This window comes from Paenibacillus selenitireducens, from assembly GCF_002021565.1.
GTDB lineage: Bacteria > Bacillota > Bacilli > Paenibacillales > Paenibacillaceae > Paenibacillus_K > Paenibacillus_K selenitireducens.
The window spans coordinates 180,528-201,423 of record NZ_MSZX01000002.1; the positions used below are offsets into that span (position 1 = coordinate 180,528).

Annotated in this window: 21 protein-coding genes, 1 pseudogene and 1 riboswitch; of the genes and pseudogenes, 15 read left to right on the forward strand and 7 right to left on the reverse strand. The window is 47.8% G+C overall.

Annotated features, from left to right (window positions below; genetic code table 11):
* The first annotated feature begins 9 nt into the window (after positions 1-9).
* The 13 genes and pseudogenes from fabG to BVG16_RS05090 all read left to right on the forward strand — a co-directional run bounded on the left by fabG (position 10) and on the right by BVG16_RS05090 (position 13,647).
* On the forward strand, positions 10-753 hold the full coding sequence (fabG, locus tag BVG16_RS05030) for a 3-oxoacyl-ACP reductase FabG (protein ID WP_078497458.1): 744 nt from the start codon (positions 10-12) through the stop codon (positions 751-753).
* Entirely contained in the window at positions 753-2,285 is a 1,533-nt protein-coding gene (locus BVG16_RS05035; protein ID WP_078497459.1) for an acyl CoA:acetate/3-ketoacid CoA transferase, read from the forward strand. Before fabG ends, BVG16_RS05035 begins: the two co-directional genes overlap by 1 nt.
* Before the next feature lie 134 nt (positions 2,286-2,419).
* On the forward strand, positions 2,420-3,166 hold the full coding sequence (locus tag BVG16_RS05040; protein ID WP_408635307.1) for an ABC transporter ATP-binding protein: 747 nt from the start codon (positions 2,420-2,422) through the stop codon (positions 3,164-3,166).
* Positions 3,167-4,390, forward strand: coding sequence for an ABC transporter permease (locus tag BVG16_RS05045; RefSeq protein ID WP_078497461.1), 1,224 nt, complete (start codon positions 3,167-3,169; stop codon positions 4,388-4,390). It abuts the gene before it with no gap.
* Positions 4,391-4,862: 472 nt separating this feature from the next.
* A complete protein-coding gene (locus tag BVG16_RS05050; RefSeq protein WP_078497462.1) occupies positions 4,863-6,452 on the forward strand; it encodes a response regulator transcription factor in 1,590 nt (529 codons plus the stop codon).
* 555 nt (positions 6,453-7,007) lie between these two features.
* Positions 7,008-7,904 carry a LysR family transcriptional regulator gene (locus tag BVG16_RS05055; RefSeq protein WP_078497463.1) on the forward strand — a complete coding sequence of 299 codons (897 nt, stop codon included), beginning with the start codon at positions 7,008-7,010 and terminating at the stop codon, positions 7,902-7,904.
* Between the two features lie 161 nt (positions 7,905-8,065).
* A pseudogene (locus BVG16_RS05060) lies at positions 8,066-8,164 on the forward strand (GNAT family N-acetyltransferase); the annotation flags it as partial.
* Between the two features lie 87 nt (positions 8,165-8,251).
* Positions 8,252-9,103, forward strand: coding sequence for a transporter substrate-binding domain-containing protein (locus BVG16_RS05065; RefSeq protein ID WP_198957422.1), 852 nt, complete (start codon positions 8,252-8,254; stop codon positions 9,101-9,103).
* A 139-nt stretch (positions 9,104-9,242) separates the two neighbouring features.
* A complete protein-coding gene (locus tag BVG16_RS05070; RefSeq protein WP_078497465.1) occupies positions 9,243-9,938 on the forward strand; it encodes an amino acid ABC transporter permease in 696 nt (231 codons plus the stop codon).
* 21 nt (positions 9,939-9,959) lie between these two features.
* Positions 9,960-10,670 (forward strand): amino acid ABC transporter permease, encoded by a 711-nt coding sequence (locus BVG16_RS05075; protein WP_078497466.1) that lies wholly within the window; start codon positions 9,960-9,962, stop codon positions 10,668-10,670.
* Positions 10,667-11,419, forward strand: coding sequence for an amino acid ABC transporter ATP-binding protein (locus tag BVG16_RS05080; protein WP_078497467.1), 753 nt, complete (start codon positions 10,667-10,669; stop codon positions 11,417-11,419). Before BVG16_RS05075 ends, BVG16_RS05080 begins: the two co-directional genes overlap by 4 nt.
* A gap of 13 nt (positions 11,420-11,432) precedes the next feature.
* Positions 11,433-12,452 carry an LLM class flavin-dependent oxidoreductase gene (locus BVG16_RS05085; protein ID WP_078497468.1) on the forward strand — a complete coding sequence of 340 codons (1,020 nt, stop codon included), beginning with the start codon at positions 11,433-11,435 and terminating at the stop codon, positions 12,450-12,452.
* 40 nt (positions 12,453-12,492) lie between these two features.
* Positions 12,493-13,647: an amidohydrolase gene (locus BVG16_RS05090; protein ID WP_078497955.1), complete on the forward strand. Its 1,155-nt coding sequence runs from the start codon at positions 12,493-12,495 to the stop codon at positions 13,645-13,647.
* A gap of 320 nt (positions 13,648-13,967) precedes the next feature.
* Here the strand turns inward: BVG16_RS05090 and rpiA are convergent, their stop codons facing one another.
* The 7 genes from rpiA to glpX all read right to left on the reverse strand — a co-directional run bounded on the left by rpiA (position 13,968) and on the right by glpX (position 19,730).
* The gene (gene rpiA, locus BVG16_RS05095) at positions 13,968-14,636 is read right to left on the reverse strand and encodes a ribose-5-phosphate isomerase RpiA (protein ID WP_078497469.1); all 669 of its coding nucleotides are present in this window, start codon (positions 14,634-14,636) and stop codon (positions 13,968-13,970) included.
* A gap of 29 nt (positions 14,637-14,665) precedes the next feature.
* A complete protein-coding gene (locus tag BVG16_RS05100) occupies positions 14,666-15,490 on the reverse strand; it encodes a TatD family hydrolase (protein ID WP_078497470.1) in 825 nt (274 codons plus the stop codon).
* Complete coding sequence (locus tag BVG16_RS05105) at positions 15,483-16,319, reverse strand: ABC transporter ATP-binding protein (RefSeq protein ID WP_233146892.1); 837 nt, start codon at positions 16,317-16,319, stop codon at positions 15,483-15,485. The genes BVG16_RS05100 and BVG16_RS05105 overlap by 8 nt, the downstream gene beginning before the upstream one ends.
* 6 nt (positions 16,320-16,325) lie before the next feature.
* Positions 16,326-17,099 (reverse strand): ABC transporter permease, encoded by a 774-nt coding sequence (locus BVG16_RS05110; RefSeq protein ID WP_078497471.1) that lies wholly within the window; start codon positions 17,097-17,099, stop codon positions 16,326-16,328.
* Positions 17,100-17,113: 14 nt separating this feature from the next.
* Positions 17,114-17,407, reverse strand: coding sequence for a thiamine-binding protein (locus tag BVG16_RS05115; RefSeq protein WP_078497472.1), 294 nt, complete (start codon positions 17,405-17,407; stop codon positions 17,114-17,116).
* A gap of 36 nt (positions 17,408-17,443) precedes the next feature.
* A complete protein-coding gene (locus tag BVG16_RS05120) occupies positions 17,444-18,484 on the reverse strand; it encodes an ABC transporter substrate-binding protein (RefSeq protein ID WP_078497473.1) in 1,041 nt (346 codons plus the stop codon).
* 87 nt (positions 18,485-18,571) lie between these two features.
* A riboswitch (TPP riboswitch) is annotated at positions 18,572-18,682 on the reverse strand.
* Between the two features lie 64 nt (positions 18,683-18,746).
* Positions 18,747-19,730, reverse strand: coding sequence for a class II fructose-bisphosphatase (gene glpX / locus BVG16_RS05125; RefSeq protein ID WP_078497474.1), 984 nt, complete (start codon positions 19,728-19,730; stop codon positions 18,747-18,749).
* 255 nt (positions 19,731-19,985) lie between these two features.
* Here glpX and BVG16_RS05130 point away from each other — a divergent pair, with 255 nt between their 5' ends.
* Both BVG16_RS05130 and BVG16_RS05135 read left to right on the forward strand, forming a co-directional pair.
* The gene (locus BVG16_RS05130) at positions 19,986-20,144 is read left to right on the forward strand and encodes a GapA-binding peptide SR1P (protein ID WP_078497475.1); all 159 of its coding nucleotides are present in this window, start codon (positions 19,986-19,988) and stop codon (positions 20,142-20,144) included.
* 109 nt (positions 20,145-20,253) lie between these two features.
* Complete coding sequence (locus tag BVG16_RS05135; protein ID WP_078497476.1) at positions 20,254-20,886, forward strand: helix-turn-helix transcriptional regulator; 633 nt, start codon at positions 20,254-20,256, stop codon at positions 20,884-20,886.
* Positions 20,887-20,896 lie beyond the last annotated feature (10 nt).

Consider the following 20,896-nt stretch of genomic DNA (forward strand, 5'->3'; position numbering starts at 1 on the left):
GGTTCGGATATGAGACTAGCGGGGAAAACGGCGATTATTACGGGCGGTGCAAGTGGGATTGGCTACGCGGCCGTGAAGCGATTTCTATCAGAAGGGGCGAAGGTTGTGATTGCTGATTATAATGAAGCAGCTGGCAGCCAGGCTTTGCAGCAGTTAGAGGTAGACGATGAGGAGCGGGTTCTCTTTATTCAAGTGGATGTATCGAATCCCGAGAGTGTCGAACGAATGATTGAAGCGGTGGTATCGACATTTGGGGGAATTGATATTCTTATCAATAACGCAGGAATTACGCAAGACGCCATGCTGACCAAAATGTCCATAGATCAGTGGAAAAGTGTGATCGGTGTGAACTTGAACGGAGTGTTTTATTGTACCCGCTTTGCGGCGCCGTATATGGTGCAACAAGGCAAAGGGAAAATTATTAATACATCGTCGATCGTTGGCGTCCAGGGCAATATCGGTCAGACGAATTACGCGGCAACCAAAGCAGGCGTGATTGGGATGACAAAGACATGGGCGCGGGAGCTAGGCTTCAAGGGAATATGCGTCAACGCAGTCGCTCCGGGGTATATTCATACGAGTATGGTCGACAAAGTACCGGAAAAAGTGCTTGAGAAGATGGTGGAGAAAGTTCCGCTTCGCAGACTTGGAACACCGGAGGAGATCGCGAATGCCTACCTGTTCCTTGCTTCTGACGAATCCGATTATATCAATGGAGCAACGATCGAAATTAACGGAGGGTTGTCGATCTAATGTACGGACAAAAAGTGCGTATCATGAATCCTGATGAGGCTGTTCGACTCATTAGACATGGAGATACGATTGCAGTCGGCGGTTTTGTCGGTTGTGCACATCCTGAATCGTTAACCGCCGCCTTGGAGCGGCGTTTTTTGCATGAAGCAAGTCCTAAGGAGTTAACTCTAATCTATGCTGCGGGGCAAGGGGACGGAGCTTCAAGGGGATTAAATCATTTGGCGCATGCATCTATGGTAAAACGTGTCATTGGCGGCCATTGGGGCCTTGCACCTCGATTAGGTCAGCTTGCGGTTGATAACCGGATTGATGCCTATAATTTCCCGCAGGGGACCATCGTGCATATGTATCGTGATATCGCGGCGGGACGATCGGGTACGTTGACCCATGTTGGTCTGCATACGTTCGTTGATCCGCGTTATGAAGGGGGGCGTATGAATCAGCGTACGACGGAAGAACTCGTTGAAGTGGTGACTTTGGGAGATCGCGAATGGCTCTATTACAAGTCATTTCCCTTGCATATCGGACTGATTCGAGGGACTTCGGCAGACGGTTATGGAAATATATCAATGGAGCGTGAAGCGGTTACGCTTGAAATGCTGGCCATTGCACAAGCGGTTCACAATTCCGGAGGTCAAGTGATTGTACAGGTGGAGCGGATTGTAGATGCAGGTGTTTTGCATCCGAAGCAAGTCGTAATCCCGGGAATTCTCGTTGATGCCGTTGTCGTTGCAGAACCTGAACATCATGGGATGACCTTCGCGGAAGCCTACAATGCAGCGTATGCCGGTGACATTCGTGACGATGAAGTCATAAGCACGCCGTTAGCCCTGGATGAGCGCAAAGTAATTGCGAGGCGCGCCTTGCAAGAAATCATGCCGGGTCACATTGTGAACCTTGGGATCGGCTTGCCTGAAGGTGTCGGGTTTGCAGCGATGGAGCAAGGACGTGATGATTTCACCCTGTTGCTCGAATCCGGTATCATCGGCGGGATTCCAGCCCGCGGCTTAAGCTTTGGCGCTTCCGCGAATGCGTTCGCCGTCATCGACCAGCCGGCGCAATTTGATTTTATGGATGGCGGGGGGATCGATATCGCTTGTCTAGGCATGGCGGAGGCAGATGGTCAAGGCAATGTGAATGTCAGTAAATATGGCGGTAAAATCACGGGATGCGGGGGCTTCATTAATATCAGTCAGCATGCGAAGAAAATTGTGTTCTGCTCTACGTTTACCGCAGGAGGTCTCCAAGTATCCATGGAAGACGGTCAGCTCCACATCCTTCAGGAGGGCAAGGTCCGCAAGTTTGTAAGCCGTGTAGAGCAGCTGACCTTCCATGCAGCTTATGCTGAGAAGCGGGGGATCGAGGTCATTTATGTCACGGAAAGGGCGGTATTCCGTCTCTTGGATGGAGAGCTGGAATTGGTGGAGATCGCGCCGGGCATACGCTTGCAGGAAGACGTATTACAATGGATGGACATCATGCCGCGCATTTCGGAATCGCTTCGATGTATGGATCAGATGTTATTTGAGTAATTTGACTAGAAATAAGCCTGACGAACCTTCATTTCGGGGCCAACCCGAAGGGAAGGTTCTATTTGATTAGACAATGAAAATTCTTCATTCGCAACTTGACCGCAGCTTCGTTATAATATAAACAGAGGTGAGACATACCAATGGAAACGGTATTGCAGGTCAATCAATTAACGGGCGGTTATAGTACGGGCAAACCCGTGCTGCATGATGTGAATTTTGAAGTGAAACCCGGCGAGATGGTCGGACTTATCGGTCTGAACGGAGCGGGCAAAAGTACAACCATGAAACATATATTGGGATTGATGCAGCCGCATCGCGGCGAAGTTACATTGCAAGGCAAGACACTGGCCGAAGCACCGGAAATATACCGCAGTTCACTCGCTTTTGTGCCGGAGACGCCGATGCTCTATGAAGAGTTAACCGTGAAGGAACACCTTGAACTCGCGGCGATGGCTTATGCTGTGGAGAAGAAAGATTATGATGAACGGGTGCAGCAACTCCTTGAATTATTTCAAATGAATGATAAATATAATACCTTTTCGATGCATTTATCCAAAGGGATGCGTCAAAAGGTGATGATCATGAGCGCATTTCTGGTGCATCCGCCGCTCTATATGATCGACGAGCCTTTCTTGGGGCTTGATCCATTAGGGATTCGTAACTTGCTTGATTTTATGGTGGAATTGAAATCGCGAGGAGCTTCGATCTTGTTAAGCTCTCATATCTTATCGACCATTGAGAATTATTGCGATCGATTTATTGTACTGCATCAAGGGCATGTCATTGCGCAGGGGACGCTTCAGGAGCTGCGTCAGCAGTCTCCACGCGGCGAGGAATCGTTGGAGGAAATCTTTTATCAACTCGTTAAGGGCGGGAAATAAATGATGGATCTCCAGCAGTTATGGAAACACCGAAAAGACGCGTTTTGGCAGGAAGTATTCCCCTATTTCCGTTATGTAGGTCAGAGCGGTTTTCTACTATTACTCGGATTTCTTATCATTGGCGGTGCTGCAGGTTATATCGGATTTCTTGATCGAATTCCCGAGAATTATCCGATTCGCGTCGTAAGTCTCGTGGTTCTGACTCCGTTCGTTATCTATAGCAGCATACGCACATTTCTGAAGTCTGCTGACATCGTCTACTTGCTGCGCGTCGAACCCAGAATGCAGGAATATTTCCGGCGAAGCTTCCGGTACAGTATCGTTCCGCAAGCGATTTTTCTCAGTGTAGCCTATTGCATTCTATGGCTTTTATACGTTCGAGCAGATCCAGATCCGAAGTCTTTCTTATTGCTATGGGCTGTGCTTCTTATCCTAAAAGTCTGCAATAGTTACGGCAGCTGGCAGGAACGCCGTATGAGTATGCCGTTCGCACGATGGGCGTATCGGTTCGTTCGCTTTGCATTGTCGATTTTACTGATTGCTGTATGGCTCTGGCAGCCCATGTGGAAAGCCTTCCTGTTCAGCGTCATTCTAATCCTTACATACGGAATCGCGCTGCGCTTCCCGCCGAAGCATAAAGTGCCTTGGGATACGCTTATTGCTCTGGAGCGTGATCAACGCGGGCGATTTATGATTTTCTTGAATTGGTTCGTCGACGTTCCTTCGATGCCGCAGAAAGTATACAAAAGAACATGGCTCAATGCATTTAGCAAAAAGATGCCTTGGCAGCAACAATCGGCCTATTTTTATTTGTATACCAAAACCCTTCTTCGCAGCGATGTCCTAGGGATGGTCATGCGATTGCTCGCCATTGGGATGCTGGTCATGTATTGGTTGCGTGATTCAAGCTGGGCGGCGCTCGTATATGCGTTTATCCTATTGGTTCTCGGAACGCAATTAGCGGCCATTCGACGCTTCCATTGGTATTCATTCTGGGCTTCGATTTATCCGATCCCGTTCCGATCCCGGAAGCAGGCCATCGTAAAGTTAGCTCGTCGAGTTCATCTCATCACAGCCGTTCTCTTGTGGCTTCCTATGGTATTGGGAACTGGAGCATGGAGCATCCGAATCGTTCTTCTCCTTGGCGGGGTGTTGTTCGCGTACTTGTTCCAATGGATCTGGTCCCGGAAGAAGTGGATGGAGCATGAAGATGATGAGGATTAGAAGCTAGCATGCCAGAAACTTCATTACCTGTGGATTTTGCACGGATGAGTTGATCGAAAATATCGCTTTTTTCTTTGCCGAGAACGGTGGAGGAAAAAGCGATTTTTGTTATGGCGTGTCGTAATTTTTCGTGGATTTCGCATGAAAAATCTGCCATAATTAACCCCGTAGAGGCTAGTACTATCTCTGCCAAGAAACCTTCCATTCAATCATCCTAACCTTCCTTAAAATCACGCGATCATACACGTCATTGCCCAACAACTCAAGAGGATCGCGGATGTAACGAACACATCCTTTATGTTCAATCCATTACACTCACATTCAAAAATGACATCTAGGTACAGTATGCTGCAAGAAATGCGATGCATGACATGCGAATTGGCAAGCAGGGAGCCCAGCTCCTTCAGACAGCAATGGGTCTAACCCCAAAATCTAAGGCGAATCATGATTCATACAGGGAGGGAATGTCCTTATGTTTAAAATCATGCTCATTGATGATGATGTACCGATGTTGAAGTTTTTACAGCAAATGATGGATTGGGACCAACTCTCACTTTCGTTAGTTGGCAGCGCTTATTCCAGCGTCATGGCACTTCAGATTTTTAACGAGATGCTCCCCGATATTGTGATTTCAGACATTGAGCTGCCGCATAAGGATGGGATAGAGCTTGGAATCGAGTTTAAGCGGATTAAGCCAAGCGTGCGAATTATATTCATTTCATGCCACGAAGAATTTACTTATGCCAAACGTGCGCTTGCCTTAAACGCGGATGATTATTTAATTAAAGATGAATTGACGGTCGTCCAGCTGGAACAGAGCTTGATGAAGGCGATCAAAGCGATGGAAACCTCTGTCGATCAATCGGAAGAACTATCCTATCGCGAGCAATTCCAGCGAAATTATGACATGTTCAAGCATTCCTTCTACTTAAAACTGAAAGACGGAGCATCGCCGCAGATTTTGCTAGAATACGCGAAACAACTAGATATTCATTGGGAGCACGCATCATTTATGTCGGCTGTCGGATATTTATCCATTTCGTCATCTCTGCAAAAATACGGTTATCGAGACATTCCCCTTCTTCGTTACGGGATTTACAATATCGCGCAAGAATTAGCAAGAACTTATGAGGGAATCACGGTATTCCATGTCTATGATCACTGCACATTTATATTGAATTATCGTCACAGTCTAGCATTTAACCCGCACCACTATGTTCAAATCTATTTGGAGAAATTGCAGGAGAATTGCGAGTTGTATTTAAAAGTTCAGCTGCGGTTCTTGATCTTCTCGAACAACGTCGAGCTAGAAGCGATGAATACGGCGCTTCATCACATGCAGGGGGATAAGTTCGCCGGGTATTATCATAAGGATCTGATCCACATGGTGGAAAGTTCTGAGACAAAGCCAATATCCAGTCCAGCAAACGCGGCTCGTCAACAACGCCTATCGGAGATGGTTACTGCGATTCAAGCAGGACAACGTGAACAAGTGATGGCGTTACTCGATCAAGTCATCCAGACAACGGCTTCGGATACATTGGATCCGGCGGAGTTCATCGCGGAGTACTCCAGCACGCTACGTTATTTAGAAATGCAATCCACGAAACTGAATGTAGATGAGCGGTATTACGCTGTTCTGGAGTCGACACGGCATATCGAGGATACCGAGACCCTGCTTCGCTTGAAGCTAGAGGATTTATTAGAGAGCCCGAGATCGTCCTCCGCATCCAAAGCGAGAGATTCGAAGCTTCAAGAAATTGACCAGTACTTGCTACAACACCTATCGGAGAATGTCACCTCGGTAGATGTCGCGCAGCATTTGTTTTTGAATCCAAGCTATTTCTCGCGGTATTTCAAACGGATGACCGATGAGAATTTCACGGATTATGTGCATCGGTTCAAGATGAAAGCGGCAATGCAGATGATGGAGTATCCAAATGAAACGATTGAGATGATCTCCATAAAACTCGGGTACTCGGATCGTACCTATTTTACGAAAGTGTTCAAGAAATACGTGGATATGACACCTGGTGAGTATAAGTCGAAATTGATCCAATAAGGGTGTGCTGGATGTACCTGGTCACCGAAAAATCACATTTGGATGAAATGAAACCTCGTCACAGGCGGGGTTTTTCTCAATATTCTAGAATTTATACCTTTTCGAGAGATAGCCGAAATCAAATTAGGATGCAGGGAATGGAGCGAAATGAACGGACACAGGAGACCTTAATGATGCCAAAAGCACTCAAAATGCAGGGTGAACGGACACAGCAGCTCTTATCATGCTAAACATAAGCTATATACCCATGATTCGAATGGAATAAGGGCATCTGAGTCCGAAAAAACGGCTAATCTATGAGCATAGCAAACAATAAGGTCTCTCATGTCCGTTATCGCATCTATCCACAGACTTATAGGTTCAAACAATAAAGGATCGTCGAGTGATCCCTGACGGTTTTTCTCATTTTGGCATTAACCCGGTTAGATCTTGACTTTCCGGCGAAGCACACTATACTAAATACAAAATATGTCATGCAGCACTTTATTTTTTTGCTTATAAAACCAAGTTAATCGGGAAGTTAAATATGAATTTAAATCAAAGGGGGAGTTATGGGTGAATATTGAGAATATCGAGGCCTTTGTCTACGTGATCCATTTCGGGAGTTTTAACAAAGCGGCTGATGCCTTGTTCTTATCGCAACCGTCCGTGACCGCGCGTATTCAGTCCCTTGAGCGTGAGTTAGACTGCCTGTTGTTTATTCGCGAAGGGAAGAAGATCGCTTTGACGCCGAAGGGCAAGCAGTTCATTCCTTATGCACAGCAAATTCTGGGGTCGTATCAGAAAGGAAAAGAGCATGTCCAGCAGAAGAAGGCGGTACCAAATACGCTGCGCATCGGGTGCACGGTCTCTGTCGCCAATTATATGCTGCCGGAGCTGCTGCCTCGATTGAAACTCAAGTACCCTGATTTGAATATCAAAGTGACGACGGCAGTCACGGATGAGGTGGTTCGAAGAGTCTTGAATCACGAAGCCGATCTCGGTCTCGTCAGGCAGGTTACCCACCCCAATATGGAATCGACGAAATTTCATGACGATGAAATTCGATTATTTGTCCCAGAGGGTCATCCCTTTATTGAGAAAAGTATGGTATCCATGGAGCAGGTAGTCCAGGAGGCGCTCGTATTCTATGAGTGTGGATCCTTGGATTGGGTACGCGTGCATCGACTGTTCGAGAATTTGGAGCAATCCCCGCAATTTGATTATCAAGTCGACAATTATGAGACGGCCAAAAAGCTTGTCCTCAAGAAAATGGGCATTGGCTTTCTTCCCAGATTATCAGTGGAACAAGAAGTGCGGAACAAACAGCTGTATGCGATTGATCTGCCGGAGGTATCCGGAATTTCGCTGCAGACGAACCTAATTGCGCTGAAGGGAGAGCATAGCGTACTATACAAAACGATGTTAGAACTTGGAAAAACGCTTTCATTGAACATTTCTATTCATAAATAGAAATGCTCTATTAGAGAACGGATTGACGATTTCAAGTGTCGGGTGCTACATTTATTACCATAATTCATAGATAACCGATGAGAAAAGTTGGATCATTGCATGCAGGGCCCGAGCAATGATGTAACGAATACCAAGGTTCATATCCCAGGAGGAATGGAGAAATGAGTGAAAAGATTCGATTAGCCACATTGAAGGATGCTTCAGAACTGCTGGATGTAACGCTTCGTGCGTATGAACCCATTCGTGAGCTAGGTTTGAACCCTGATTTATTTTTACAACAAAACCAAGAATTTCTATATGAATTAACGGAAAAATAAAATGAACGATAGGATATGGAGGGAAACCGTATGAAAAAATTGAACCTCGTTATCATTTTTGCACTACTTCTGACCATGGCAGCAGGTTGCGGAGCGTCCAAAACGAGCTCGCCAGCGAACACAAGCAATGGTTCCACCGTTAAGGCGGATGGGGATAGCGGCAAGAAGGAAGCAGTGAAGAAAATTATTGTCGGAACGGGAACAGGGTTTCCGAACGTGTGCTTTATCAATGATAAAGGAGAACTGGACGGCTTTGATGTGGAGCTGGTGAAGGAAATCGATAAACGCCTCCCAGAGATTGAGATTGAATTCAAGACGATGGAATTCTCGAACCTGTTATTAAGCTTAGAGACGAAAAAGATTGATTTTGTAGCCCATCAAATGGAGAAGAATCCGGATCGTGAAGAAAGATATTTGTTCAACAACGAGCCTTATAATATTTTCCCGAACAAAATCACGGTTCATGATACGAACGAATCGATCCACTCCATTGATGATTTGAAAGGCAAGAAAGTCATCGTCGGGGCGACCAGTGCCGAGGCCTACATTGTTGAGCAATATAACAAAACCCATGATGATGCGATTCACATCGTATATACCAAGGCTGGGGATGACGCGGTTAATCAACTAAAATCAGGCCGAGTGGATGCAACGATCAGCACGCAATTTGCCGTAGATTTCCTGAATCAATCTGTGAAGGCGGAGCAGAAAACCGTTGGCGAGGTATTAACGAATTCTAAAGTGTTCTATATTCTGCGCAAAGGGGATACGGAACTTGCTGGAAAGTTAGATAAGGCTCTTCAACAAATCAAGGCCGATGGTACATTAGGCAAGTTAAGCGAAAAGTGGCTTGGACGTGATTATTCTCATGAAACGAAGTAATTCACGGACCAATCTGTGTCGATGGAATCTATCAGGCGGTTATTGATACGGATCTGACGCACCTCGAAGAGGTACTTCTAATCAAATAGCTCCCGAAGGAGCCGTGCGAAATAATTTAGCGAAAGGTTCAGGATGCGTTATGGGAAAATCGTTCGATATCGGACTGATTCTCGATTTTATACCCAAATTGCTAGGGTATGTGCACGTTACCTTCCTGATTCTTGCAGGCGCAATTCTCATCGGCATCGTAATCGGGTTCCTGGTTGCGCTGCCGCGCCTGTATCGAATTCCTGTGTTGGCACAAATCGCGGCGGTCTATGTTTCTTTTATCCGGGGTACCCCGATATTGATTCAGCTCTTCTTAATCTATTACGGATTACCAGAGCTTCTAAAGCTTGTATCGATTGATATTTCGCAATGGTCCAGCATGTTCTTCGTTATTGTGACCTATGGCTTAAGCATTGGAGGATTGTTCTCCGAAGTGATTCGAGCTGCGGTGACGAGCGTGGAGCGCGGACAGACAGAGGCGGCTTATTCCATTGGGATGAGCCCGTTTGTTGCATTCATTCGGATTGTTCTGCCCCAATCCTTCGCCATTGCGCTGCCGAACTTGGCGAATCTGATTATCGCCTACATGAAGGATACATCGTTAGCCTTCTCCATTGGCGTCATGGACATGACAGGGCGCGGACAGACGTTGGGGACGACAACAAGCCATTTTCTTGAAGTCTATATTTCACTTGCCGTCATTTATTATCTGGTATGTATTCTTCTGGAATCGATTTTCTCCAGAATGGAAAAAAGAGTATCTCGTTATGAACGTAAATTTGGGTAGCGGTTGGCAGGAGGGGTGAAAATGCAGCTAGATATTTCATTTATCATGACCGCTTTTTTGGAAATCTTACAAGCGCTGCCGTTGACGCTGGCGATTACGTTCGTGCCGCTTGTGATCGGGTTTGGCATCGGCATTGGGATTGCGTTGATCCGATTGTATGAGGTGCGATACATCCACCGCGTTGCCGGATTCTATGTATCGTTCCTGCGAGGGACGCCGCTGATTCTGCATATTTACATCGTGTATCTTGGCATTCCGATGATCTTCGATCGATTGTCAGCACATTTTGGATGGGGGATGAACTCCAGCTCCATTCCGTTGATTATATTTATTTTCATTGCCTTTTCGTTAAATGCAGGAGCATATATGTCGGAGATTATTCGATCGGGAATTCTCGCTGTGAATAAAGGAGAGATTGAAGCCGCGTATTCCATTGGAATGACAACCCGGCAAGCGATGTGGCGAATTGTTCTGCCCCAGGCATTGCTCATCAGCCTGCCGAATTTGTGCAACATGTTTATCGGATTGCTGCATGGCTCATCCCTTGCTTTCTCGATCTCATTATTGGAAATCAACGGGAAAGCAAGCATTGTTGCTTCAACGAACTGGAAGTTCGTAGAGTCCTATATCGCGGCTGCGATCATCTATTGGGGACTGACGTTGATCGCTGAGCAGATTACAGGATTACTCGAGAAACGGTTAAGAACATTTGCTAAGGGGGGCGTCGCATGATTCAACTGCGCAATATTCGCAAAACGTACGGCAAACACTCGGTTCTGAACGGTATTAATATTACAGTGGAAAAAGGGGATGTCATCGCAATTCTAGGGCCAAGCGGCTCGGGGAAAACAACGTTATTGCGATGCATTAATTTCCTGGAGCACCCGAATGAAGGGGAGATCACCATCGGAGAGGTTGCGGTAGATTGCAAGCATGCGAGCAAAAAAGACGTACTCGCGCTTCGTCGAAAGACAGCGATGGTGTTCCAGCATTACAATCTTTTCAAGCATAAGACAGTATTGCAGAATGTGATGGAAGGACTCACGGTCGTTCAGAAGATGCCGGCTGAAGAAGCAAGAGAGATTAGTCTGCTGATGCTTGCGAAGGTCGGATTAACTCATAAAGCGGATAGCTATCCAAGTCAGCTCTCGGGCGGACAGCAGCAGCGGGTTGGTATTGCTCGTGCCCTTGCGTTGAATCCAGAAGTGATTCTGTTCGATGAACCAACTTCCTCCTTGGACCCTGAGTTGGTTGGCGAAGTGTTGACGGTCATTCAGAATATTGCACAAGAAGGCGTTACGATGATCGTGGTGACGCATGAAATGGGATTTGCGCGGGATATTTCCAACCATATCGTATTCATGGAAGAGGGGCGGATTATTGAAGAAGGGAAACCTCAAGACATATTCAATGCACCGAAGGAAGAACGGACAAAACAATTCTTCAAACGTTTTACGAATGAGTGGAGCTACTCCATCTAAGGGGGATACGAAGATGACGTTGAAATTAAGCATTCTGGATCAGAGCATCATCTATGAGGGCGATACGGCAGTAACGGCAATACAGAAGACGATACGATTAGCACAAAAGGCGGAGGAGTTAGGTTACCATCGGTTTTGGGTATCTGAGCACCACGACTCCGATTCACTTGCAGGATCATCTCCCGAAGTTCTTATTGCTCATTTGCTCGCCAAGACGGAGCGGATTCGTATCGGTTCTGGCGGTGTGATGCTGCAGCATTACAGTCCTTACAAAGTGGCTGAGAATTTCAATCTGTTGGCGACATTGGCGCCTGGCCGCGTGGATCTGGGGATTGGGAGGGCGCCTGGAGGCCTTCCGCGCTCGACTAGAGCACTGCAGCTAGGGCATGGACAAGAAGTGCCTAGCTTAACGGACAAAGTAATTGAACTTGAGAAGTACATTCATGATCAATTAGAAGATGATCATCCCTTGGCTGGTTTGAAGGCAAGTCCCGTACCCGCTCAGCCTGCAGAACTCTATTTGTTAGGCACGACGGTCGTGAGCGCGCAATCCGCGGCAGAACGGGGACTTCCGTATGTGTTTGCGCTTTTTATCAATAGTGACGAGTCTGTTGCGTGGGAGGCGCTTCAAGTTTATCGCGAGCATTTTCGATCAGACAAAGGGGCTGAGCCTCAGACCTTGCTTGCTCTTAGCGTTATTGTAGCGGATACGGATGAAGAAGCACGGAAGCTGGCATCCGATTTTAAGGCGGTTAAAATTCATCTGGCAAGTGGGAAAACCTATAATTTAGGCAAAGTAGAACAAGCTGAGGAATTCGGTAGACAGTCTGGGGAAGCATACACCATTGAAGTGAAAGAAGCGAATATTGTACATGGATCAGGCGAAACGGTTCGTCGAAAATTACTCGAGATTCAACAGAAGTATGGCGTAGACGAATTCATCATAACATCCATTGTAAAGGACTTCGATGACCGGATTCGTTCGTTCGAACAGTTAAGTCACGTGTTCATAGAGACTACAGCACAACGTTAAGTTGAACGAAAGGCGGTATTGATGAGTGGCAAACGAGACAATCGAACACATCGTCAACGATTTAGATGCAAGATTGGTAGAGATTCGACGCCATTTGCACCAATATCCCGAAGTAGCTCATGAAGAATTTGAGACCACGAAATCGATACGCCAGTGGCTAGAACAAGCAGGGATTTCCATCCTGGAGCTTCCGTTAGCAACCGGTGTAATCGCAGAAGTGAGAGGGAAGCTGGAGGGACCGGTTATTGCGATCCGGGCGGATATTGATGCGCTGCCGATTCAGGAGGCAACTGAGCTTCCTTATGCCTCACGGATCCCGGGGAAAATGCATGCTTGCGGACATGACTTTCATACCGCTGCTGTTCTTGGGGCGGCATACTTACTGAAGGAACGAGAACAGGAATTGCAAGGCACCGTGCGATTCCTGTTCCAGCCGGCAGAAGAGAAAGGGACCGGAGCCCTTCACCTGATTGAACTTGGTGTATTGGAAGAAGTTCAGGCGATTTTTGGGATGCATAACAAACCTGATCTTCCTGTGGGAACCGTCGGAATTAGAGAAGGATCGTTGATGGCGAGTGTGGATGGGTTCGAGATTGTGATCGAAGGGGTGGGCACACATGCTGCTGTGCCCGATGGCGGTGTAGATCCGATCGTCGTATCGGCGCAGGTGGTGACGGCGTTGCAATCGATCGTAAGTCGCAATGTGAGTTCCTTGGACAGCGCGGTTGTGAGCGTGAGCAAGATTCACAGCGGAACGACATGGAATGTTATTCCACAGAACGCTGTGCTAGAAGGAACGATCCGCTCCTTCCGGGATGAGGTGCGGGAGCGGGTGCTCGCGAATTTTAGCCGTATCGTTCATGGCGTTGCGGAAGCGTTAGGAGCAGCAGCCCGAATCCGATTCTATCCGGGCCCACCGGCAGTGCAGAACGATAAAGCATTGACGGCCTGGTCCGTCGAAGCAGCGAACGAAGCGGGATTACATGTCGTCACACCGCAGCCTTCCCCTGGCGGTGAGGATTTCGCCTTCTACCAACAGCAGATACCCGGGTCCTTCGTCTTCATGGGAACATCCGGTAATCATGAGTGGCATCATCCATCATTCACAGTGGATGAACAGGCGCTAAGTCCTAGCGCAAGATATTTCGCGATACTCGCAGAGCGGGCTTTGGCGAGGCTGGTGGCAGAAGTCTGAACAGTGGGTAGGAAGAAAAAGAAAAAATAAATATGAAGCAAAAAGTCGGACATACGGATGTCCACATTCGATGTATATAATAGCGATAGAACAGCATCAAGGAAGACCTCCATTGAAATAAAGAGTTTTACTCAACCTGCTTCATCACAGCTTCCGTGGTTGATCCTTTTGGGAATATCCTAGGCATCATGTACAATCAACACTATTTGGAAGTACTTGGCCGAGGGGGAAGAGACAGATAAGCACCAAGTGAAATAGCAAAACGGATACGGCTCCAATTCGAGCAGTATCCGTTCTTCTATCTATATTCGCAAGGCGCGTTAGTTCGATAAGATTTCTAATGTACCGTCAGCATGTCCAACGATAACTTGGCTTGTCATATGGACAAATAATCCATTGTCGACGACGCCTGGCGTTGTGTTTAATTGTTGATGCAGTGTTTCAGGATCCGTAATATCGCCAAAGTGGCAGTCCGCGATCAGATTTCCGTTATCTGTTATATAATGAGTTCCATTTGCTTCGCGGATTTTCAGTTGGGCGCCCAACGCTTGCAGCTTGCGAACCGTCAATTCGTAGGCAAAAGGAACGATCTCAACAGGCAATGGGAACGTGCCTAGCGCAGGAACGATTTTTGTCTCGTCGACAATGACGATGAATCGTTTGCTGTTCCCTGCAAGGATTTTCTCGCGAAGCAGTGCGCCGCCGCCACCTTTAATTAAGCTCAAGTTCGGATCGACTTCATCGGCGCCATCAATTGTAATGTCAATGACTTCGACATCTGCGAATGGCAGAAGCGGAATGCCGAATTGGCGAGCGAGCTCTTCGGATGCTTTGGAGCTGGCCACGGCTTGAATGTTCAGACCTTCTTGTACACGTTGTCCAATTTTCTGAATAGCAAAGTAGGCGGTGGAGCCTGTTCCAAGACCTACGATCATGCCGTCTTGAATCAATTCAACGGCTTTTTCTGCTGCGATTTGTTTCGTATTCATTGGTTTAGATCACCTCTATGATTAGTCTTCTAATTATAGAACGTAATCGTATTCTTGTGCAAAGTTTTAGCAGCCATTTCGTAAGAAATTCCTTTGAGAACGGCAATCGTGTGAACAACATCCCATACCATCTTGGGATGCGTCTGTTCCCCTTGGTAGGGACCTTCGAATGGCCAAGGACCATCAGTTTCGACCATCATTTGTTCGATCGGATAGACACGAACTAAATCTTGGATTTCAGGCTCATAGCGTACATCAGGTGTGATAGAGATGTAATATCCGTTCTTGATCATGCGCTGAATCGTTGAAGCGGCACCCTTGAACCAATGGAAATGAGCACGCTTGAGACCATGTTTCTCCAGTAAGTCACAGGTGATATCGGTATCTTCATAGACCGCGTGAAGCACAATCGGCCGTTCCAGCTCGACCGCTAGTTGAATAAACCGATCAAGCAGTGCGATGTAACCTTCCAGCGCAAAAGGCAGCCCTTTCGCTTCGGCTTCTGAACGGTTATAGTACGGCAGACCGACTTCGCCAATGGCGAAATGCTCCTCACGATGTGCTCGAATCCAAGTAAAAAGCTGGTCCAAGACCTGTACTTCCGGCAGTGCCTGCTCGGGATGAAACCCGTAAGCAGGTATGATTTGATTCGGATACGATTCGTACAATGCCCGTGTCGCCAAGCAAGAGTCATAACGCATCGAGACAGCAATGACTTGCTCGACGCCGGCTTCCAGCGATTCAGTTAATAGCCGGCGTTGATCGGCCTCGTTATATTGGTCTAAGTGAATATGCGCATCGATGGCGCGAAGACCTCTTGATGTGTGTTCCCATTCTTGTGCAGAATTAGACATGCATTCCACCTGCTGACTGTAATAGTTGATAGATATCTCGTTTCATGCGCATGAAGGTTTCGCTATCTAGAATTGATTCCAGCCGCGGACGCGGAAATGGCACTTCAAATTCAGCGATCGTCTGAGCCGGTGCGTTGGATAGGACATAGATCCGATCCGATAAGTAGATCGCTTCTTCAATGCTGTGCGTGACGAGCAGCACGGAACGGCGATGCTCTTCCCACAAGCTGAGCAGCCATTGCTGCATCTGCAGACGTGTCAGCGCATCCAGTGCGCCGAACGGTTCATCCAAGCAGATGAGCTCTTGCGGGCTCAGCATGGCACGAAGGAAGGAGGCGCGCTGCTGCATGCCGCCTGACAGCACATGCGGATACGCGTCCTCGTATCCGCCGAGCCCCGCGCGAGCGAGCCACGACTTCGCGAGCTCGCGGCGCTCCTCCCGCGAAGCGGCGCGGCTTGGCCGTGCGCCGCTCCCGCGTGGCTTGGCGTTCGACTCGGTAATGTCGAGCGCCAAGAGCACATTCTGTTCCAGCGTGTACCACGGGAACAGCGCGGGCTGCTGCGGCATGTAGCTGATCAGGCCTTTGCGGCCCGTCACGTCCGCGCCGTCCATGCGAATGCTGCCGCCATCGGGTTGGTGCAGTCCGCCGATGAGCTGCAGCAATGTGCTTTTGCCGCTGCCCGAGGGGCCAATGATCGAGACAAATTCCCCCGGGAGTACGGAAAGGGAGAGATTCTTCAATATCTCGTGCTGTGTACGATCCCGTTCAAAGGATTTGCAAATGCCTTGGACATCCAGCTTCGGCATCACATCCAATTCATTCATCATGTAACATCATGCTCCTTTCTTCGGCTTCCAGCGGATGGCGAAACGTTCCAACAAGCTGAAGATCCCGAACAAGATTAAGCTGAACGCGACGATGACAACGATCGCAGCGAATACTCTGGCGGTCATGAATCCATTGCCGGATAGCTTGATATAGATGCCGAGCCCGTCCTTGGCACCAAGCCACTCGGCGGTAACCGCCGTAATGACGCTATAAGAAGCAGCAAGCTTCATGCCGGAGAAGAGGTACGGCAGTGCGTTTGGCAGCTCCAGCTTCCATAGAATTTGGCGTTTGGTGGCACCGATCATTTGTAAGTAATTCATGTATTGCGCGTCCGGTTGTGTAAGTCCAGTTAACGTCGAGACCACGATCGGGAAGAAACAGACTAACATAATAAGGACGACTTTAGGCGAGATGCCGTACCCCAGCCAAATGACGAGCAGCGGGCCTGTCGTGACGACAGGAACATTCTGCGTAAGAATCAGCAAGGGGTAGACGCCTCGTTTGAGGAAAGGGACTAAATGCAATAGTACTGCCAAGACGACACCTAGACCGATTCCTGCGGCTAGACCTAACGTTGTAATTCGTACGGTCGCCATCGCATGCATCCAGAGTCGGTTATATACTTCCGGCAACGTGAACGTTTCCAGGATACGAAGCGGGCTGGGCAGCAGCCATTCTTCAATGTGGCCGATCGATACGGCGCATTGCCAGATCACCAAAAAAGACAAGAGGACGGCCACAGGGGGCCATCCTAATTGAAACCAGCTTTTTTTTCGCATGGGTCATAACTTCCTTAATCGTATTTTTCCGTTAACTTATCCATGGAAGCGCCGTGCGTCGGATTGTAGAAAATTTTCACTTGTGAAATGACTGCAGGACACCCGTCATCGATCATCGCTTCGTTCATGACTTTTACGATATCGAGAAGCTGACCGAGTTCACCTTCCATCGTTGTCTCCAGCGGAGCTACACGATATTTAACTTCAGATGCGTTAATAACTGCGATTGCACGATCGACGTAGGGAATAACATCGTCATATTTTAATGTCTTCGGAATGATTTGAATGCTTAGTAGTGCGTTAGCCATGATAATTTCCTCGCTTTCAGATTGTAGAGTGTATGTTTATTTTTTGGGCAAAAAGTCGTTCGTAAAAGCTTTGTCCGCTTCAAAAGTGCCTGTCAGAAGCTTGTGTTCTGTCATCCACTCCGCGTAGTTTTTCCACACGTCTGATTTCTGCACTCCCCATTGTGCGGCATCATCTTGATAACGCGGGCTGAGCCATTTCTGACTCGCTTTGACAAGCTCAGGATTCAAATCCGGTTCTGCTTGGATCAAAATATTTGCTGCATCATCAGGATTCGCGATCGCATACTCATAACCTGCTGCTGCTCCTGCTACGAATGCGCGGACAAGATCAGGTTTCTCTGCAATCATCTTCTCGCTTGTAGCCAGGACAGGGGTGTAGTAATCCAGTTTTGGACTATAATCTTTCAAATACACCATGTTCATCGGTTCCTTGCGAAGCTCGGCTTCAACGCCGGTCCAAGCATAATAAATCCACGCAAAGTCAATATTGCTCTTCGTTGCTGTGAAATAATCTGCCGACCCGATACTTACATTGTTCACTTTTTTGACATCGGCATTCTCGGTCTCCATTAAGGATTGAAGCATGGCTTCCTCGTTCGGTGACCCCCAGCCGCCATAGGTCTTGCCTTCGAAATCTTTTGGCGTCTTAATGTTCTTCGAGACTGGTGAAGCAAATCCGGATGTGTTATGTTGAATCACTGCCGCGAGGGATACAAGCGGTACGCTCTGTGTCCGGCCAAGTGTAATATTCTCTTGATAGCTGACCCCAAACTCGGCATTTCCTGCTGCAACCATCTGATCCGCGCCGCTCTCGCCTGGTTGAACGATTTCGACATCCAAGCCTTGTTCTTTAAAAAACCCCTTATCGCGTGCAACATAGAGCCCGGTATGATTCGTATTCGGCGTCCAGTCCAGCACGACCTTCACTTTCGTCAGTTCTTTGGCAGCGTCTTGCGTTTGTCCCGATTCGGCGTTAGATTCATTGCCTGTTCCAGCCTCTTTCGTCCCGCAACCTGCAACGATTACGAGCAGGGCGAGGCAGAGAAGCCAGAAGGATTGTCTCGTACGGTTCTTCATGGATGGTTTTCCCCTTTGTCTATATGAGTAGTTTGTTGACAAACAAAAAAACGCCCCCAACCGGAGGCGTTAGCATAAACGAGTTATCACTAAAAAACAGTTCGTTCCTACGCTGGCATTATCCAGATCAGGTATAAGGGTCAATGTCTTGTGGGACACAATCTCAGCCGGCCAATTCCAGCACCCCTGGGTCGTTATTCAGTTCATCAATGGGTCCATTATAGCAAACATATGGCAAGAATGCATGAAAAATTTACATTTATCAAATTACCTGTCCCAGATAAGCATCCGGCTGCGGTTTACCAGGCATGTAATGAATGGAGCGCAGGTAGCGAATGGTGCGGGTCTTCGCGCGCATCACAATCGAATGTGTCTCAGCCTGGTCGCCAGCGAGAAATCGAACGCCGCCCACAAAGTCGCCTTGCGTGATCCCCGTCGCGGCGAAGATAACATCACCGTGTCCGATCATATCTTCCATCAAGAGGCGTTGATGAGGATCCGTAATTTGCATGTCATAACATCGCTGAAGTTCTTGCTCCGTCATAGGCATCAGACGTCCTTGAATTTCGCCTCCCAGACAATGAAGGGCCGCTGCCGCCAGCACGCCCTCGGGTGCGCCGCCAGAACCAACATAGAGGTCGATTCCCGTCTCCAGAAAAGCCGGAGCCATCGCGCCTGCCACATCCCCGGCATCCAGCAGCTTGATCCGAACGCCTGCTTTACGCAAAATACGCAGGTGCTCGGCATGCCGATCCCGATCCAGAATGGATACGGTGAGCTCGGATAATGCTTTACCGAGGATATGTGCTGCTTTGTTGAGGGTTACTTCCAAAGGATCATCTAAGTTTAGTTGTCCTCGGAGGGCCGGTCCCATCGCCAGCTTCTCCATATACATGTCGGGCGCGTGCAGGAGCTGGCCTTCTTCTGCGATAGCCATCACCGCCAACGCACCGTTTAAGCCTTTGGCAACTAATTCAGTACCTTCTACAGGGTCCACCGCGATATCTGTATTTTCGCCGATGCCATTACCCACATGTTCCCCGATATAGAGCATCGGGGCTTCGTCCATTTCACCTTCTCCAATGACGACCTTCCCTTGGATCGGAACCGATAAGAACATGCTCCGCATGGCTGAGGTCGCCGCTTCATCCGCTTCATTCTTCAAGCCTCTCCCGATCCATTGTGCGGCTGCGATGGCTGCCGCTTCCGTGACGCGAACCATTTCAAGCGATAATTGACGTTGCATAATTAGGCCTCCACCCTGATATATGACGTAATAATAGGCTTTACTTTGCTTATATATTATGACATAATAAATAATATGATATATACCAAATAGATGCAACAGCTTTTCTTCTTTGTCGAATAAAAGGGCGTAATAAGGACGGGACTTACTTCATACACATTCATTATCAGGCTTTTATCCGTCCTACCCATTGTTCTAATTATGACATCATATATCGTCGTTTTCTTTTCATATTGATAAGGAGGCTGAAAAAGTATGGGAGAGGCAGCACCAGAATTGAGATGGGGCATTGTGCTATGTAAGCGTTGCAATGAGGTAATTGACATGTTCGAAACGAAACGACCGACGGTGTATTATGGAGAATGTAAGATCGGTCCTTGTTCAGAAGAGCCGAAGGAAGAGAACGAAGAATAACCCTTTATCAATGGCTGGTTGGAGGATAGACGTCCATAGGTAGTTGCGATATGATGAGTGTAATTTGAGAAAGAACCGTTATGAAGGACGGCATAAGGAGTGAAGTACCATACAGCTATCGTCGCGACAATATGAAATTCTACAACTCGTACAAGATCAAGCTCCTATTACCGGTGAGCAAATTGCGGAGCAATTGGGTGTAAGTCGACCCACGATTCGTTCGGATTTGTCGATCCTTGTCATGTTAGGACATTTGGATGCCAAACCGAAGGTTGGTTATTTCCTGGGAAAACAAAATCGTCGGGAGACCGTGTTGTCTCCCGATCTTCTCGTGAAGGATGTTCAAATGCCGCCAATTATTGTGCGGGAGACGGCCACGGTAAGTGATGCCGCTGTTGCGTTGTTCTTAGGGAACACAGGAACATTGATTGTCACGGATGTGGACGGGGCCTTGATAGGCATCGTGTCCAGCAAAGATTTATTGAAGGTAACGTTGGGTAATCCGAGTGCTTCAACGATGCCGGTTGGAGTTGTGATGACACGGATGCCGCATATTGTCACAGTATCCCCGGAAGAACCACTCATGGATGTTGCCCGCAAAATGGATGAGCATCATGTGAGTACATTGCCTGTGGTTGTTCCCTTCGCCGAAGGGGCTTCGAATGAGAAGTGGGAGGTCGTAGGCCGAATTACGAAGACAACCGTGAATAAAGCCTGGTTGCGACTTGCCAAAGATTCATGAAATGCAAGAG

Coding starts and splice junctions, on each gene's coding strand:
- fabG (WP_078497458.1), top strand. CDS start 10: ATGAGACTAGCGGGGAAAACGGCGATTATTACGGGCGGTGCAAGTGGG.
- BVG16_RS05035 (WP_078497459.1), top strand. CDS start 753: ATGTACGGACAAAAAGTGCGTATCATGAATCCTGATGAGGCTGTTCGA.
- BVG16_RS05045 (WP_078497461.1), top strand. CDS start 3,167: ATGATGGATCTCCAGCAGTTATGGAAACACCGAAAAGACGCGTTTTGG.
- BVG16_RS05050 (WP_078497462.1), top strand. CDS start 4,863: ATGTTTAAAATCATGCTCATTGATGATGATGTACCGATGTTGAAGTTT.
- BVG16_RS05065 (WP_198957422.1), top strand. CDS start 8,252: ATGAAAAAATTGAACCTCGTTATCATTTTTGCACTACTTCTGACCATG.
- BVG16_RS05070 (WP_078497465.1), top strand. CDS start 9,243: ATGGGAAAATCGTTCGATATCGGACTGATTCTCGATTTTATACCCAAA.
- BVG16_RS05075 (WP_078497466.1), top strand. CDS start 9,960: ATGCAGCTAGATATTTCATTTATCATGACCGCTTTTTTGGAAATCTTA.
- BVG16_RS05080 (WP_078497467.1), top strand. CDS start 10,667: ATGATTCAACTGCGCAATATTCGCAAAACGTACGGCAAACACTCGGTT.
- BVG16_RS05085 (WP_078497468.1), top strand. CDS start 11,433: ATGACGTTGAAATTAAGCATTCTGGATCAGAGCATCATCTATGAGGGC.
- rpiA (WP_078497469.1), bottom strand. CDS start 14,636: ATGAATACGAAACAAATCGCAGCAGAAAAAGCCGTTGAATTGATTCAA.
- BVG16_RS05100 (WP_078497470.1), bottom strand. CDS start 15,490: ATGTCTAATTCTGCACAAGAATGGGAACACACATCAAGAGGTCTTCGC.
- BVG16_RS05105 (WP_233146892.1), bottom strand. CDS start 16,319: ATGATGAATGAATTGGATGTGATGCCGAAGCTGGATGTCCAAGGCATT.
- BVG16_RS05110 (WP_078497471.1), bottom strand. CDS start 17,099: ATGCGAAAAAAAAGCTGGTTTCAATTAGGATGGCCCCCTGTGGCCGTC.
- BVG16_RS05115 (WP_078497472.1), bottom strand. CDS start 17,407: ATGGCTAACGCACTACTAAGCATTCAAATCATTCCGAAGACATTAAAA.
- BVG16_RS05120 (WP_078497473.1), bottom strand. CDS start 18,484: ATGAAGAACCGTACGAGACAATCCTTCTGGCTTCTCTGCCTCGCCCTG.
- glpX (WP_078497474.1), bottom strand. CDS start 19,730: ATGCAACGTCAATTATCGCTTGAAATGGTTCGCGTCACGGAAGCGGCA.
- BVG16_RS05130 (WP_078497475.1), top strand. CDS start 19,986: ATGGGAGAGGCAGCACCAGAATTGAGATGGGGCATTGTGCTATGTAAG.